A 15,967-nucleotide genomic window follows, 5' to 3' on the forward strand; every position below is an offset into this window, starting at 1 on the left:
CTAGAGCGTCTCCAGGAAGCCGAGCGCCGTGCGCCAGGTCGCCTCGGCGGCCTCGGCGTCGTAGTCGTCGAGGTCCGGGTCGGTGTAGAGGTGCCCGGCGCCCGCGTAGCGGTACACCTCCACGTCGGCCCCGGCCCGGCCCATCCGCAGGTACCAGGCGCTCAGCCAGTCGTCGGACTCGAACGGGTCGGGCTCGGCGACGTGCAGCTGCACCGGCAGCTCGTCCACCGACGCGTTCTCCGCGATGTCGGAGGTGCCGTGCAGGAGCAGCAGGCCGCGCGCCCTGGCGTCACCGAGGGCGAGGGTCTGGGCCGTCGCGGCGCCGAGCGAGAACCCCGCGTACACCAGGCCCCGCTCCGAGTAGGGCGCGGCGGCGAGGATCGCCCGCTTCAGGAGCTCGTCCTTGCCGAGCTCCTCCTGGAAGGCCCTTCCCTGCTCGACGTCGTCGAAGACGCGTCCCTCGAAGAGGTCGGGGGTCCACACCTCGTGCCCCGCGGCGCGCAGGCGGTCCGCCGCCGCGTGCACCGCGGGCCGCAGCCCGTACGTCGAGTGGAAAAGCATGATGTTCATGGGGCCATCGTGCCATTTGGCCCGTCCCCTACCCTCGGAGGCATGGAGAACGTACTGCGCCCGTTGATCGTGATCGGCGGCTCGGTCGTGCTCACGCTGATCGTCGGCTGGCTGGCCGACATGCTGATGCGCCGGGCCGACGAGCAGCACCACGAGACCCCCCTGTGGGGCCTGCTGCGCCGCAGCCGTGTCCCCTTCCAGGTCGTCCTGTGCACCGCGCTGCTGAGAGGCTCCTACGACCAGGCGGAGCTCACCAAGGACAACTCGGCGCTGATCGGCCGCATCCTCACCCTCGTCCTCATCGGCTCCACCGCCTGGCTGGTGGTGCGGATCGCGGCGGCCATCGTGGAGTCGTCGTACGCCCGCTACGCCGCCATGCACCGGGACCCGGCCCGGGTCCGCAGGGTCCGCACCCAGGTGACCCTCATCCAGCGGGTGGTCACCGCCATCGTCGGCGTCGTGGCCGTCGCCGCGATGCTCCTGACCTTCCCCGCCATGCAGGCCGCGGGCGCCTCGCTGCTCGCCTCCGCCGGCATCCTGGGCATCGTCGCCGGTGTCGCCGCCCAGTCCACCCTCGGCAACCTCTTCGCCGGGCTGCAGATCGCCTTCGGCGACATGGTGCGGCTCGGGGACACCGTGGTGGTGGACGGCGAGTGGGGCACGGTCGACGAGATCACGCTGACCTTCCTGACCGTCCGCACCTGGGACGAGCGCCGGATCACCATGCCCGTGTCGTACTTCACGGCGAAGCCCTTCGAGAACTGGTCGCGCGGCGGCTCCGAGATGACCGGCACCGTCTTCTTCCAGCTGGACCACTCGGCGCCGATCGGGCTGATGCGCGAACGGCTCCACGACATCCTGCGCGACTGCGCGGCGTGGGACGGCAGGGACTGGGGTCTCGCCGTGACGGACACCACGACGAGCACCATCCAGGTCCGCGCCCTGGTCACCGCGAAGGACGCGGACGACATATGGACGGTGCGGGTCACGGTGCGCGAACAGATGATCGGCTGGCTCACCGATCACCATCCCTACGCGCTGCCGCGGGTCACCACCGTCTCCGCCGTCGAGCAGCTGCCCAACGGCCACCGCCCGCGCTACGAACCCTTCTCGCCGGACGTGCCGCGGACCGGCCGGGGGTGAGGGCGGCCGGCTCCCGGCTCACCGCAGGCTGCGGACGTCCAGGTGGTGCAGGACCCGGTCGACGACCTCGGGGTCGGCGCCGGCCTCGCTGCGCGCGGCGAGCACCTCGTGGCGGGCGGCCGACATCATCTCGCGCTGGATGCGCTGGACGGCCTTCAGCCGGTCGACGCGCTTGGCGTACCGGGCGCGCCGTTCGTCGTCGAGGAGGTCGGGGCTGATCCTGGCCCCGATGTCGAGCGCGCCGCGGTGCAGCCGCTCGGAGAGGTCGTCGGGGAGCTCCTCGACGTCCTCGATCTCCTTCAGGCGCCGCTTGGCGGCCTTGGCCGCGCGGAGCGCGAGCGTCCGTTCGAGCTCGCGCTCCGCGTCGGCGTCGGCCCGCACGTTGAGCCTGCGCACCAGCCACGGCAGGGTGAGCCCCTGCACGACGAGGGTCGCCATGATGACGCAGAACGCGACGAAGATGATCTCGTCGCGGGCGGGGAACGGCGACCCGTCGTCCGTCTTGAGCGGGATGGCGAGCGCCAGTGCGACGGAGGCCACCCCCCGCATGCCGGACCACCACATGACGACCGTCTCGCGCCAGGTGGTCGGGATCTCCTCGTCGACGTCGCGCCGCTTGTGCAGCCGCTTGGCCAGCCAGGTCGCGGGCAGCAGCCAGAGCAGCCGTACGCCGACCACGACGGCGACGATCGCGGCGCCCCAGCCGAACATCTGGCCCTGGTGGCCCTCGGTGATCCCGAAGACGTTGTGCAGTTCGAGGCCGATGAGTCCGAAGGCGATGCCGGTGACCAGGGTGTCGACGATCTGCCAGAAGGTCTGCCCGGTGATCCGGCCAAGGACGTCGTCGGCGTCGACGGCGTTCTCCGCGAGGTAGAGCGCGGTGGTGAGGACGGCGAGCACGCCGGAGCCGAGCAGCTCCTCGGCCAGCACGTAGCTGACGAAGGGCACGAGGAGCGTCAGCCCGGTCTGCAGGGTGGCGTCACCCAGCAGCCCCATGAGCTTGTTGGTGAGCCAGCCGAGCACCAGGCCGACGGCGACGGCGACCACGCCGGAGAGCACCAGCAGCCCCACGGCCGAGGGCAGCGAGAAGGTCCCGCTCACCGCCGCCGCGATCGCCACGTGGTAGAGCACGATCGCCGTGACGTCGTTGAAGAGCCCCTCGCCCTCCAGGATCGACACGAGCCTGCGCGGCAGCCCGAGGGAGCCGGCGACCGCGGTGGCGGCGACCGGGTCGGGCGGCGCGACCAGCGCCCCGAGCGCCACGGCCGCGGCGATCGGCAGTCCGGGCACTATGGCGGTGGCCACCGCGGCGACCGCGGCCGTCGTCACGAACACCAGCGCCACGGCGAGCAGGAAGATGGGCCGGATGTTGGCCGTGAACTGCCGCCAGGAGGTGCGCTGCACGGAGGCGTAGAGCAGCGGGGGCAGGACCAGCGGAAGGATGTAGTCGGGCGGGATCTCGACGTTGGGCACGAACGGCAGCAGGGCCATGCCGATCCCCACCAGGGTCATCAGGACCGGCGCGGGCAGCGCAAGGCGGTCCCCCAGGGGCACGGTGAGCACGGCACCGAGCAGCAAGATGAGCACCAGCGCCAGTTGATCCACGGTGTGCCCTCCGGCGGTCGAGACTTGAACAATTCAAGACCTCAACCCTGCCACGCATTCTTCGCCAACCGGGCCAATGCGCGCATAACTTCGCTGACGGCGAGGGGAACGCTACGCGTCCAGCGTCTTGCGCATCGCCCGGTGCGGGATTCCGGCGTCGGGGAATTCCGGGCCGTACGCCTCGTACCCGAGGCGCTCGTAGAAACCGAGGGCCCGCGTCTGGGCGTGCAGGTCCACGGCGGTCAGGCCACGCGCGCGTGCCGCGTCCTCGATGGCCCCGACGAGCGCGGCGCCCACGCCGAGCCCGCGGGCGGCCTTCGTCACCGCGAGGCGGCCGAGCGCGCCCACCGAGGCGTCGCCGCCGTTCTTCGCGGCGGCGGCCTGGCCGGTCAGGAGCCGGCCCGTGCCGAGCGGGACGCCGTCCTCGCGCACCGCGATGACGTGCACCGCCCGGTCGTCGTACGCGTCGAACTCCAGCTCTTCCGGCACTCCCTGCTCGGCCACGAACACGTCCTTGCGGACCGCGAAGCAGGCCTCCAGGTCGCCGGGGCCCTGTGCGGGCCGGACCTGCACTCCGGTCACGAGCTCTCCGCCCGCACCCGGTCGAGCGCCTGCTGGAGGTCGTCGGGGTACTGGCTCTCGAACTCCGCCCACCGGCCGTCGCCCGGGTGCTCGAAGCCGAGCCGGACCGCGTGCAGCCACTGCCGGGTGAGGCCGAGCCGCTTGGCGAGCGTGGGGTCCGCGCCGTACGTCAGGTCGCCTACGCAGGGGTGCCGGTGGGCCGACATGTGCACGCGGATCTGGTGCGTGCGGCCCGTCTCCAGCTTGATGTCGAGCAGGGAGGCGGCGCGGAAGGCCTCGATGAGGTCGTAATGCGTCACGGAGGGCTTGCCCTCTGCCGTGACCGCCCACTTGTAGTCGTGGTTCGGGTGGCGGCCGATCGGGGCGTCGATGGTGCCGCTCATCGGGTCGGGGTGGCCCTGCACCAGCGCGTTGTACCGCTTGTCGACCGTGCGCTCCTTGAACTGGCGCTTCAGCGAGGTGTACGCGCGCTCCGACTTGGCGACCACCATCAGGCCCGAGGTGCCGACGTCCAGGCGGTGCACGATGCCCTGGCGCTCGGCGGCGCCGGAGGTGGAGATGCGGTACCCGGCCGCCGCGAGGCCGCCGATCACCGTCGTGCCGGTCCAGCCGGGGCTCGGGTGCGCGGCCACGCCGACCGGCTTGACGATCACGACGATGTCGTCGTCGTCATGCACGATCTCCATGCCCTCGACGGGCTCGGCGACGATCTGCACCGGAGCGGGTGCCTGCGGCATCTCCACTTCCAGCCAGGCACCGCCGTGCACCCGCTCGGACTTGCCGACCACCGAGCCGTCGACCGCGACCTTCCCCGCCGCGGCGAGCTCGGCGGCCTTCGTACGGGAGAACCCGAACATGCGCGAGATGGCGGCGTCGACGCGCTCGCCCTCCAGGCCGTCCGGCACGGGCAGGGTTCGGATCTCGGGAATCGTGCTCACCCATTGAGTATGCAGGAGCCCACCGACACTCCCGCACCACGGCCCTCGGCGGGGTCGGTGACCTCAGTCCTTGTGGACGGTGCCATCCGGGTCGAGGCCGCGGAAGGAGAGCAGCACGATCAGGATGCCGCCGCAGACGATCGCCGAGTCCGCGAGGTTGAAGACCGCGAACCCCTTCGGGGCGATGAAGTCGACCACCGCGCCCTCGAAGACGCCGGGCGCGCGGAACAGGCGGTCGGTGAGGTTGCCGAGGGCGCCGCCGAGCAGCAGGCCGAGTGCGATCGCCCAGGGCAGGCTGTACAGCTTGCGGGCGAGGCGCGCGATCACCACGATGACCGCCGCGGCGATGCAGGTGAAGATGATGGTGAAGGCCTCGCCGAAGCCGAACGCGGCGCCCGCGTTCCGGATCGCCGACAGGCGCAGCCAGTCCCCGATCAGCTCGATCGGCTCGTGGTGCTCCAGCTTCGCCACCACGAGCATCTTGCTGACCAGGTCCAGCGCGTACGCGAAGGCGGCCACCACAAAGAGCACGGCGATCCTGCGCCTGCCCCTGGCCGGCTGCCCGTCCTGACCTGCCGCGTCACCGGGCCCGCCGGACGTGTCCGGCGCGGCGTCGCCGGGGGTGCCCGCCGCCGTCTCGTCGGAGTCCGGACCGGAGTGCTCCGGCTCGGCCCCGGCCGCCTCAGGGATGTCCGGCGTACCGATGATGCGCTCCGCCTCTGCCACGTGAGTCCCTCAACCTAGGTACCTGACTGGGGACGAGCGTACGGCACACACGTACGGTCCCCGGTGCCCAGGCCGCGCTCAGTAGCGCCGTTCCTCCTTCTGCTTGCACTCCACGCACAGCGTCGCGCGCGGGAAGGCCTGCATGCGCGCCTTGCCGATCGGGTTGCCGCAGTTCTCGCAGAGACCGTAGGTGCCCGCGTCGAGCCGCTCCAGCGCCCGCTCGGTCTGCACGAGCATCTCGCGCGCGTTGGCGGCCAGCGCCATCTCGTGTTCGCGCGTGATGTTCTTCGTGCCGGTGTCCGCGTCGTCGTCACCCGCCCCGTCACCGGAATCCCGCATCAGGCCGGCCAGCGCCTCCTCCGAGGAGGCGATCTCGCTGCTCAGCCGCAGGGCCTCGCTCTGCAGTTCCGTGCGGGCCTCGGCGACCTCCGCCGGGGTCCAGGGGTCCTCACCGGGCCGGACCGCGAGCTCGCCGGGCGCCGCCGCCCGGGCCTTGGGCACCGCTGTCGGCGCCTCGGCTGCTGTCGCCGTGCCCGGAGTCTTCTTCGCAACCACCGTCGTGGCTCCCGTCGTCTCCGCGGCCTCAGCCGCATCTTCGGCCGCGGACGCGGCCGTCTCCTTGACCGTGCTCTTCTTCTTGCCGGTGCTCTTCTTCGCCGTGCTCTTCCCGGCCGCGCGGGGGTGCGCGGCGTGGTCGTGCGCGGTGCTTTCGTGCGCGGTGCTTTGGTGTGCGTCGCTCTCGTCCGGGGTGCTCTCGTGCGCGGTGCTCTCGTGCGGGGTGCTCTTCTTGGCGGCCGCCTTCTTGGCCGCGGTCTTCTTGGCCGGGGTGGTCTTCTTGGCAGCGCTCTCAGAGGCCGTGCCGGCCCCGGAGTGCCCGGTGCCCGCCTCCTTGTCCGCCGCCCCGGCCGGGGCCTCTTCGGGGGTGCTCTTTTCGGCGGCCACCTTCTTGGCTGTCGTCTTCTTCGCCGCCGTCTTCTTGGCGGTGGTCTTCTTGGCCGCTGTCTTCGAAGGCGCGGTTTTCTTGGCCGCAGTCTTCTCGGCGGCGGTCTTCTTGGCGACCGCCTTCTTCGCCACGCTCTTCTTGGCCACCGCCTTTTCCGCGACCGCCTTCTTGGCGACCGCCTTCTTCGCCGCGGCGCCGGGAGCGCCCGGTTCCGCCTGGTCCGACGCCTTCCCGGCGGTCCGCCCGGTCCGCGCGGTCCCCGCCGCGTGCGCCGCCCCGGCCCCGTGGGTGCTCTTCTTGCCGCTCACATCCTTGGACGTCGCCGCGGCCGCGCCGGTGGATCTGCCGGACGCCGACTGCTGTACGGCGGTCTTTTTCGCCACCATGGCCGCGGCCCCTTCACATATTGTGATCTTGCTCGCGAATCGTGCTGGGACGATAAATCGACTCCAGGCCCGCGGCAACGGGGCACGCCGCCCGATCCGCCCGCCCCGCGGGTGCCGCGCGGCGAGTCTGCATGCGTTGTGCCCAACTCCCTGCCGGGTAATCCGCCGGCCGGCGCGCGCCCGCATCCGCTCGCCGGGCATGTCGCCATTCGGGTCACTCGCCCCGTGGATCCCCGCCGCCCCACGGATCCCGGAAAACCGGTCGGCCGCCCCTGTCCGGGCGCCGTACACTGGGCGGCAGCGAAAAGCGTGGATGGGGACGAGTAGCGGCGTACGCAGCCATGAGCGACCCGGGGACGGTGTGAGCCCGGGGGCGAGCGCGACGTGAAGATCACCCCGGAGCCGCCGGAAGAAAGCCGCCGCCCGCGGGCAGCGGCCGGTAGACCCGGTTTCGCGACCCCAATGAGGGGGCTCACCGGCACGGACCCCGTACCGGAGGGCCAAGGAGGGTGGTACCGCGGGAGCGCGCCGTACAGGCGCACACGGCTCTCGTCCCTCCGACGGAAGGCAGCACATCCGCCGGAGGACTCGTTGAATACGCCGCCGCAGTACCGTCAGGTGCCCGCCCAGGTCGACCTGCCCGCCCTCGAGCACGCCGTGCTCGACTTCTGGCGCGAGCAGAAGATCTTCGCCAAGAGCCTCGAACAGTCCGAGGGCCGCCCCGAGTGGGTGTTCTACGAGGGCCCGCCCACCGCCAACGGCATGCCGGGCGCCCACCACATCGAGGCGCGCGTCTTCAAGGACGTCTTCCCGCGCTTTCGGACCATGCGCGGCTACCACGTGGCCCGCAAGGCCGGCTGGGACTGCCACGGCCTGCCCGTGGAGCTCGCGGTCGAGAAGGAGCTCGGCTTCAACGGCAAGAAGGACATCGAGGCGTACGGCATCGCCGAGTTCAACGCCAAGTGCCGCGAGTCCGTGACCCGGCACACCGACGCCTTCGCCGACCTCACGACCCGCATGGGGTACTGGGTCGACCTCGACGACGCGTACCGCACGATGGACCCGGAGTACGTGGACTCGGTCTGGTGGTCCCTGAAGGAGATCTTCAACAAGGACCTGCTCGTCCAGGACCACCGCGTCGCCCCCTGGTGCCCCCGCTGCGGCACGGGCCTCTCCGACCACGAGCTGGCGCAGGGCTACGAGACGGTCGTCGACCCGTCCGTCTACGTCCGTTTCCCCCTCACCTCCGGTCCCCTCGCGGGCGAGGCCGCCCTCCTGGTCTGGACGACGACCCCCTGGACCCTCGTCTCCAACACCGCAGTCGCCGCGCACCCCGACGTCACCTACGTCGTCGCGACGAAGGGTCCCGAGGGCACGGAGAAGCTCGTCGTCGCCCAGCCGCTCGTCGAGAAGGCCCTCGGCGAGGGGTGGGAGACGACCGGCGAGACCTTCACCGGCGCCGAGATGGAGCACTGGAAGTACCAACGCCCCTTCGACCTCGTGGAGTTCCCGGCCGAGGCGCACTACGTCGTCAACGCCGATTACGTCACCACGGAGGACGGCACCGGCCTCGTCCACCAGTCCCCCGCCTTCGGTGAGGACGACCTCAAGGTCTGCCGCGCGTACGGCCTGCCGGTGGTGAACCCGGTCCGCCCCGACGGCACCTTCGAGGAGGACGTGTCGCTCGTGGGCGGCGTCTTCTTCAAGAAGGCCGACGAAACCCTCACCAAGGACCTGGAAGACCGCGGCCTGCTCTACAAGCACATCGCGTACGAGCACAGCTACCCGCACTGCTGGCGCTGCCACACCGCGCTCCTCTACTACGCGCAGCCGTCCTGGTACATCCGCACCACGGCCATCAAGGACCGCCTCCTCCAGGAGAACGAGAAGACCAACTGGTTCCCCGACTCGGTCAAGCACGGCCGCTTCGGCGACTGGCTGACCAACAACGTCGACTGGGCGCTCTCCCGCAACCGCTACTGGGGCACCCCGCTGCCCATCTGGCGCTGCGAGGAGGACCACCTCACCTGCGTCGGCTCGCGCGCCGAGCTCACCGACCTGACCGGCACCGACCAGTCCGGGCTGGACCCGCACCGCCCGTTCATCGACGAGATCACCTTCGCGTGCCCCCAGGAGGGCTGCGGCTCGACGGCCACGCGCGTGCCGGAGGTCATCGACGCCTGGTACGACTCGGGCTCGATGCCGTTCGCGCAGTGGGGCTACCCGTACAAGAACAAGGAGCTCTTCGAGAGCCGCTACCCCGCGCAGTTCATCTCGGAGGCCATCGACCAGACCCGCGGCTGGTTCTACACGCTGATGGCGGTGGGCACCCTCGTCTTCGACAAGTCGTCCTACGAGAACGTGGTCTGCCTCGGCCACATCCTCGCCGAGGACGGCCGCAAGATGTCCAAGCACCTGGGCAACATCCTCCAGCCCATCCCGCTCATGGACCAGCACGGCGCCGACGCGGTGCGCTGGTTCATGGCGGCCGGCGGCTCCCCGTGGGCGGCCCGCCGCGTGGGCCACGGCACCATCCAGGAGGTCGTCCGCAAGACCCTCCTCACGTACTGGAACACGGTCGCCTTCCAGGCGCTCTACGCCCGTACGTCGGCGTGGGCCCCCAGCGAGGCCGACCCGGCGCCCGCCGACCGCCCGATCCTGGACCGCTGGCTGCTCAGCGAGCTGCACGCGCTCACCGACCAGGTCACCCAGGCCCTGGAGAGCTACGACACCCAGCGCGCGGGCAAGCTCCTGTCCGTCTTCGTCGACAACCTCTCGAACTGGTACGTGCGCCGTTCCCGGCGCCGCTTCTGGCAGGGCGACAAGGCGGCCCTGCGCACTCTGCACGATGTCGTGGAGACCGTCACGCGCCTGATGGCCCCGCTGACGCCGTTCATCACGGAGCGTGTCTGGCAGGACCTGATCGTGCCCGTGACCCCGGACGCCCCGGAGTCGGTGCACCTCTCCTCCTGGCCGGAGGCGGACCTCTCCGCCATCGACCCGGAGCTCTCCCGGCAGATGGTCCTCGTCCGCCGTCTCGTGGAGCTCGGCCGCGCCACCCGCGCGGAGTCGGGCGTCAAGACCCGGCAGCCGCTGTCCCGTGCGCTCATCGCGGCGACCGGCTTCGAGGCGCTGGGCCCGGAGCTGCGCGCCCAGATCACCGAGGAGCTCAACGTCTCCTCGCTGGCGACGCTCTCCGAAGTCGGCGGCTCGCTGGTGGACACCACCGCCAAGGCCAACTTCCGGGCCCTCGGCAAGCGTTTCGGCAAGGGCGTCCAGGCGGTGGCCAAGGCCGTCGCCGATGCGGACGCCGCCGCGCTCTCCCTGGCCCTGCGCGAGGGCACGGCCTCGGTCGAGGTCGACGGCGAGAGCATCACGCTCGCCCCGGACGAGGTGATCATCACGGAGACCCCGCGCGAGGGCTGGTCGGTGGCGTCCGAGTCCGGCGCCACGGTCGCCCTGGACCTGGAGATCACCGAGGAGCTGCGCCGGGCCGGCCTGGCCCGTGACGCGATCCGCCTGATCCAGGAGGCCCGCAAGAACAGCGGCCTGGACGTCGCGGACCGGATCGCCCTGCGCTGGACCTCCCCGGACCCGGTGGTCGTCACCGCCCTGTCCGACCACGCCGAGCTGATCGCGGACGAGGTCCTCGCCACGGACTTCGCCGAGGGCGAGGCCGACGACACCTTCGGGGAGCCGTTCACGGACGAGTCCCTGAAGCTGGCGTTCCGCCTCCGCAAGGCGTAAGCGCTCACACAAAGGCCCGGCCCCACGGGGGCCGGGCCTTTCGCGTGCTCCGCGGCCCCACAGCGCGCAAAAAGGGCCGGGCCCCCGGATTTCTCCGGGGGCCCGGCCCTGAACGCTGCCGACGCCTAAGGCGTGGTCACGCCCGTCAGTTGTCGTCCTCGTCGATGAGGAAACCGCGCATCGGCGACGGAGCCTGCTGCATCGGCTGCTGGCCCTGCGGCCGCACCGGCGCCATCGGCTGGGTCATCGCGGGGGACATCTGCTGCTGGCCGCCGTAGGACGGGCCGCCGTTGGGCTGGCTGTTGCCGCCCATCGACTGGTTGCCGCCGTAGGACGGGGCACCCGCGCCGGCCGGAGCCATCGACGGCGCCGGGGACGGCGGCAGCGAGGCGGTAGCCGGAGTGCGCGGCGGGGCCAGCGAGTCGTCGGCCTGGGTCTCCAGCTGGCGCAGCTGCGACTCCAGGTAGGACTTCAGACGCGTGCGGTACTCGCGCTCGAAGCCGCGCAGGTCCTCGACCTTGCGCTCCAGCGTGGCGCGGGCGGACTCCAGGGAGCCCATCGCGACGCGGTGCTTCTCCTGCGCGTCCCGCTCCAGGGCGTCGGCCTTGGCACGGGCGTCACGCTCGAGGCCCTCGGCGCGCGAGCGGGCCTCGCCGACGATCTTGTTGGCCTCGGAACGGGCCTCCGCGATCGCCTGGTCGGCGGTCTGCTGCGCGAGGGAGAGCACCCGGGCGGCGCTGTCGCCACCGGGGCCCTGGCCGGGCTGCGGCATCTGCGGACCGTGTCCGCCCATGGGACCGCCCATCGGGCCGCCCATCGGACCCTGACCCATCGGGCCGGGACCCTGCGGACCACCCTGCGGGTGCCCCTGGCCGTGGCCGCTGGGGCCTGCGGGCAGCTGCGGCGCACCACCGGGCAGCTGCGGCGGGCCGCCCATGGGGCCGCCCATCTGCTGCTGCTGCGGCGGGACCGGCTGCGGACCCGATATTGCGGCGGGGACGGGGGCGCCGGGACCGCGCTGGTCCTGGGGCCCGTCGGGGCCCTTGCGCATGCCGCCCTGCTGCTGGTTCTGCGCGGCGGCACGGGTGGCCGCGGCGAGCTTGGCGCGCAGGTCCTCGTTCTCGCGGAGCAGGCGGGTCAGTTCGGCTTCGACCTCATCGAGGAAGGCATCGACCTCGTCCTCGTCATAGCCTTCTCGGAGGCGGACGGTCGTGAACTGCTTGTTCCGCACGTCCTCGGGGGTCAACGGCATCTCTTCACCTCAACGTAGTCGTCGGCATTCGGCAAGACCGTATCGTTCACAGCTGCCTCACGACGGAGATCAGGATGTAGACGATGATCATCAGTACGAAGAAGGACAGGTCGAGCGCCACGCCCCCGAGACGCAGCGGCGGAATGAACCGCCGCAGAAGCTTGAGCGGTGGATCAGTGACAGTGTAGGTGGCCTCCAGAACGACCACCATCGCCTTGCCGGGTTGCCATGAGCGGGCGAACTGGAAGACGTAGTCCATGACCAACCGGAAGATCAGCACGATGAGGAAACACATCAGCGCGATGTAGAGCACCTGCACGACCACGCCCATGTTCGCGGTTCCCTCTCCCCTGCTCACTCGTACTTCGTCGTTCCGGTACTGCGTCTAGAAGCAACTACTGCATCTACTGCGTCTCAGCTCTGGTTGAAGAACCCGCCCTCTGCGATGCGAGCCTTGTCCTCCGCCGTTACATCGACGTTAGCAGGCGACAACAGGAACACCTTCTGCGTCACTCGCTCAATGCTGCCATGCAGACCGAAGACCAGACCGGCGGCAAAGTCGACAAGTCGCTTCGCGTCGGTGTCGTCCATCTCGGTCAGATTCATGATCACCGGAGTGCCCTCGCGGAAGTGTTCCCCGATGGTACGGGCCTCGTTGTAGGTCCGGGGGTGCAATGTGGTGATGCGGTAGGGCTCCCGCTCGGACACGACCTTGGGCATGATCACCGGTGCGTTCTTCTCCAGGCTCTGGCGTTCAGGTGTGATGGATGCCACGGGGGCGATTCGTGCCGGACGTCCGGATTCCGCGACGGGTGGAGCGGAATGGGGGGCCGACTCGCGCTGGGCGGGCGGCTGCACCACTCGTACCGATTCGTCCCGTTGAGACTGGTGGGACTGGTGCGACTGATGCGACGGTTCGTGCCTTCTGCGGTCGCGCTCGGGTTCCGGCTCGGGTTCGAACTCGTCATCGGGGTCGAACCCCGGACCGTCGTACCCGTCGTCCTCCACGAGGCCGAGGTAGACCGCCATCTTGCGCATCGCGCCGGCCATGCTCTGAGTCCTCCGCTCTGTGGTGGATCGTGTCGCTGCCAATTGCCCGCGATCCACTGGGTCTCCCCGCCCAACAGCGAGAATGACCATATTTTCTGCTGTGGTCCGACTTCTTGGCGACGTTACCCGAGCCCGGGTCGGACTCCGAGTACCGCCGTACCGACGCGCACATGTGTCGCCCCGGCCGCAACGGCCTGCTCGAGGTCCGCACTCATCCCTGCCGACACCATGTTCGCAGCAGGATGAGCCGCGCGCAGGAGGGTTGAGAATTCCATCAACCGCTCGAACGCCGCCTGTTGCCTCCCCGCGTACGGACCGGTGAGCGGTGCGACGGTCATCAGACCGTCGAGCCGCAGCCCCGGCGCCCCGGCCACGAGGTCGGCCAACTCTTCGATTCCGCCGGGGCCGACGCCCCCGCGCTCCCCCCGGCCGTTCTCCCCGGCGTCGAGCGCGACCTGGATCAGGCAGCCGAGCTCACGCTCCGCGCGGACCGCGGCCGCCGAGAGGGCCGTGACGAGCCTGGCACGGTCCACGGACTGCACCAGATCGGCATAACCGACCACGGAACGTACCTTGTTGGTCTGCAACTGACCGACGAAGTGCCAGGTGAGGGGCAGGTCCGCGCACTCGGCCGCCTTCGGCGCCGCGTCCTGGTCACGGTTCTCCGCGACGTGCCGCACACCGAGTTCGGACAGGATCCGTACGTCGCTCGCGGGGTAGGTCTTCGTGACCACGATGAGGGTCACTTCCTCCCGCTTGCGCCCGGCCGCCGCGCACGCCGCGGCGATGCGCTCCTCGACCTGCGCCAGATTCTCCGCGAGTTGAGCCTTGCGTTCCGTCATGCCCTATCAGTCCAGCCAGACATAGCCCGCGAGACGACCGGTGGTGCGGTCGCGGCGGTACGAGAAGTGGTCAGCGGATTCCAGGGTGCACACCGGCGACTGCTCCCGGTCGCGCACCCCGAGCCGCTCGAGCTGGGCGTGCACACCGGCGCTCACGTCGACCGCGGGCGTGCCCCAGCTCGTTTCGGCGTACGCCGTCGGCTCCACGGCGGCGGCATCCGCGCGCATCGCCTCGGGCACTTCGTAGCACCGCCCGCAGACCGTGGGCCCGGTGCGGGCGATGATGCGGCCGGGGTCCGCGCCGAGTGCCACCATCGCCTCGACGGCGGCGGGGACGACGCCCGCCAGCATGCCGGGCCGGCCCGCGTGCGCGGCGGCCGCCACCCCGGCGACCGGGTCGGCGAGCAGGACCGGCGTGCAGTCGGCGGTGAGAACGGCGAGGGCGAGGCCCGCGCAGGCGGTCACCACCGCGTCGACGGCCGGGACGTCCGCGCCGGCGCCCCAGGGCCCGTCGACCACCGCGACGTCCCGCCCGTGCACCTGGTTCATCCAGACCACCCGGTCAGGGTCGACGCCGAGGAACTTGGCGGCCAGCGCGCGGTTGGTGCGCACGGCTTCGGGGTCGTCGCCGACCGCGCCACCGAGGTTGAGCTCTTCGTACGGAACGGCGCTCACCCCGCCCCACCTGTCGGTGAAGGCGAAGTGCGCGCCGCTCACGGTGCTGTGCTCGCTTATCACTTCAAGAAGTCCGGCACGTCCAGCTCTTCGGCCTGGCTGTCCTGGTAGGGACGGGCCGGCGGGACCTGCGGCGGGGCCGAGGGCGCGGAGGGCGCCTCGCTCGCCGGGGCCGGCTCGGCCGGCTCCGGGGTCGAGGGCTCGTCGCGCGAGGTGACGCTGCCGAGGCCGCCGAAGGACGGGCGGGACGATTCAGCGGGCCGGGTGGGCGCCGGGGACGGCGCCGCCGGCTCCTCGCGCTTGGCGGAGCCGGATGCCGAGCCGAGGACGGTGTCCCGCTTGGACGGTGGCTGCCCGCCGTCGAAGCCCGCCGCGATGACGGTGACCCGCACCTCGTCGCCGAGCGCGTCGTCGATGACCGCGCCGAAGATGATGTTGGCCTCGGGGTGCGCGGCCTCGCTGACCAGCTGGGCCGCTTCGTTGATCTCGAAGAGACCGAGGTCCGAGCCGCCGGAGATGGAGAGCAGCACGCCGCGGGCGCCGTCGATGGACGCCTCGAGGAGCGGCGAGGAGATCGCCATCTCGGCCGCGGCCACCGCGCGGTCGTCGCCGCGGGCCGAGCCGATGCCCATGAGCGCCGAACCGGCCTCGGACATGACCGACTTGACGTCGGCGAAGTCGAGGTTGATCAGGCCGGGCGTGGTGATGAGGTCGGTGATGCCCTGGACACCGGAGAGCAGGACCTGGTCCGCCGACTTGAAGGCGTCGAGGACGGAGACCTGGCGGTCCGAGATGGACAGGAGCCGGTCGTTGGGGATGACGATGAGGGTGTCGACCTCTTCGCGCAGCTCCGCGATGCCGTCCTCGGCCTGGTTGGCGCGGCGACGGCCCTCGAAGGTGAACGGCCGGGTGACCACACCGATGGTGAGGGCGCCGAGCGAGCGCGCGATGTTGGCGACGACGGGTGCGCCGCCGGTGCCGGTGCCACCGCCTTCGCCGGCGGTGACGAAGACCATGTCGGCCCCCTTGAGGACCTCCTCGATCTCCTCGCGGTGGTCCTCTGCGGCCTTGCGGCCGACGGCCGGGTTGGCGCCGGCGCCGAGTCCGCGCGTGAGTTCACGGCCGACGTCGAGCTTGACGTCGGCGTCGCTCATCAACAGGGCTTGCGCGTCGGTGTTGATGGCGATGAACTCGACGCCCTTGAGACCGACCTCGATCATCCGGTTGATGGCATTGACACCACCGCCGCCGACACCGATGACTTTGATGACTGCGAGGTAGTTCTGCGGTGCTGCCACGTCGAAGGCCTCTCGCCTCGAGTTACGTGTCGCCGTGTCGCATCGATGCGATGCGGCGACTGATGCCGATGGGACGGTCCGAACGCCGACCCGAACCCTAACGCTGAAGTTTAGGGTTACCAGTGTGTCTGTTCCCTGGACTCTTCCGAACAGGACACTAAGTCGACAAGTGGCGCACGTTCAACGAACACGCCGAACCTCCCGTTTTTC

14 protein-coding genes are annotated in these 15,967 nt (G+C 70.8%); 2 read left to right on the plus strand and 12 right to left on the minus strand.

All coding sequences use genetic code 11. The annotated features are described in order from the left end of the window. Positions 1–570 (minus strand): dienelactone hydrolase family protein, encoded by a 570-nt coding sequence (locus ACZ7DY_RS32315; protein WP_471141710.1) that lies wholly within the window; start codon positions 568–570, stop codon positions 1–3. A 42-nt stretch (positions 571–612) separates the two neighbouring features. Here ACZ7DY_RS32315 and ACZ7DY_RS32320 point away from each other — a divergent pair, with 42 nt between their 5' ends. Next, positions 613–1,713 (plus strand): mechanosensitive ion channel family protein, encoded by a 1,101-nt coding sequence (locus ACZ7DY_RS32320; protein ID WP_471141713.1) that lies wholly within the window; start codon positions 613–615, stop codon positions 1,711–1,713. A gap of 18 nt (positions 1,714–1,731) precedes the next feature. On the opposite strand, the gene ACZ7DY_RS32325 is transcribed toward ACZ7DY_RS32320, so the two are convergent. The 5 genes from ACZ7DY_RS32325 to ACZ7DY_RS32345 form a co-directional block, all read right to left on the minus strand. Further along, complete coding sequence (locus ACZ7DY_RS32325; protein WP_471141715.1) at positions 1,732–3,318, minus strand: Na+/H+ antiporter; 1,587 nt, start codon at positions 3,316–3,318, stop codon at positions 1,732–1,734. Positions 3,319–3,429: 111 nt separating this feature from the next. Beyond that, on the minus strand, positions 3,430–3,900 hold the full coding sequence (locus ACZ7DY_RS32330; RefSeq protein ID WP_471141717.1) for a GNAT family N-acetyltransferase: 471 nt from the start codon (positions 3,898–3,900) through the stop codon (positions 3,430–3,432). After that, complete coding sequence (locus ACZ7DY_RS32335; protein WP_471141719.1) at positions 3,897–4,838, minus strand: RluA family pseudouridine synthase; 942 nt, start codon at positions 4,836–4,838, stop codon at positions 3,897–3,899. The genes ACZ7DY_RS32330 and ACZ7DY_RS32335 overlap by 4 nt, the downstream gene beginning before the upstream one ends. Before the next feature lie 63 nt (positions 4,839–4,901). Next, the gene (gene lspA / locus ACZ7DY_RS32340; RefSeq protein ID WP_471141721.1) at positions 4,902–5,564 is read right to left on the minus strand and encodes a signal peptidase II; all 663 of its coding nucleotides are present in this window, start codon (positions 5,562–5,564) and stop codon (positions 4,902–4,904) included. A gap of 78 nt (positions 5,565–5,642) precedes the next feature. Then, on the minus strand, positions 5,643–6,893 hold the full coding sequence (locus ACZ7DY_RS32345; RefSeq protein WP_471141723.1) for a TraR/DksA family transcriptional regulator: 1,251 nt from the start codon (positions 6,891–6,893) through the stop codon (positions 5,643–5,645). A gap of 591 nt (positions 6,894–7,484) precedes the next feature. On the opposite strand from ACZ7DY_RS32345, the gene ileS reads away from it, so the two are divergent. Further along, positions 7,485–10,640, plus strand: a complete 3,156-nt coding sequence (gene ileS, locus ACZ7DY_RS32350; RefSeq protein ID WP_471141726.1) for an isoleucine--tRNA ligase — start codon at positions 7,485–7,487, stop codon at positions 10,638–10,640. A 145-nt stretch (positions 10,641–10,785) separates the two neighbouring features. Here ileS and ACZ7DY_RS32355 read toward each other — a convergent pair whose 3' ends face one another. From ACZ7DY_RS32355 to ftsZ, 6 genes are all read right to left on the minus strand, one after another. Further along, positions 10,786–11,892, minus strand: a complete 1,107-nt coding sequence (locus tag ACZ7DY_RS32355) for a DivIVA domain-containing protein (protein ID WP_471141729.1) — start codon at positions 11,890–11,892, stop codon at positions 10,786–10,788. Between the two features lie 46 nt (positions 11,893–11,938). Further along, complete coding sequence (locus ACZ7DY_RS32360; protein ID WP_471141731.1) at positions 11,939–12,223, minus strand: YggT family protein; 285 nt, start codon at positions 12,221–12,223, stop codon at positions 11,939–11,941. Between the two features lie 83 nt (positions 12,224–12,306). Beyond that, the gene (locus ACZ7DY_RS32365; RefSeq protein WP_471141734.1) at positions 12,307–12,942 is read right to left on the minus strand and encodes a cell division protein SepF; all 636 of its coding nucleotides are present in this window, start codon (positions 12,940–12,942) and stop codon (positions 12,307–12,309) included. Positions 12,943–13,064: 122 nt separating this feature from the next. After that, positions 13,065–13,784: a YggS family pyridoxal phosphate-dependent enzyme gene (locus ACZ7DY_RS32370; RefSeq protein ID WP_471141736.1), complete on the minus strand. Its 720-nt coding sequence runs from the start codon at positions 13,782–13,784 to the stop codon at positions 13,065–13,067. A gap of 6 nt (positions 13,785–13,790) precedes the next feature. Next, a complete protein-coding gene (gene pgeF / locus ACZ7DY_RS32375; protein ID WP_471141738.1) occupies positions 13,791–14,501 on the minus strand; it encodes a peptidoglycan editing factor PgeF in 711 nt (236 codons plus the stop codon). A gap of 17 nt (positions 14,502–14,518) precedes the next feature. Then, on the minus strand, positions 14,519–15,757 hold the full coding sequence (gene ftsZ / locus ACZ7DY_RS32380) for a cell division protein FtsZ (RefSeq protein WP_471141740.1): 1,239 nt from the start codon (positions 15,755–15,757) through the stop codon (positions 14,519–14,521). Between the last annotated feature and the right edge of the window lie 210 nt (positions 15,758–15,967).

This window comes from Streptomyces sp. NPDC037013, assembly GCF_055607265.1.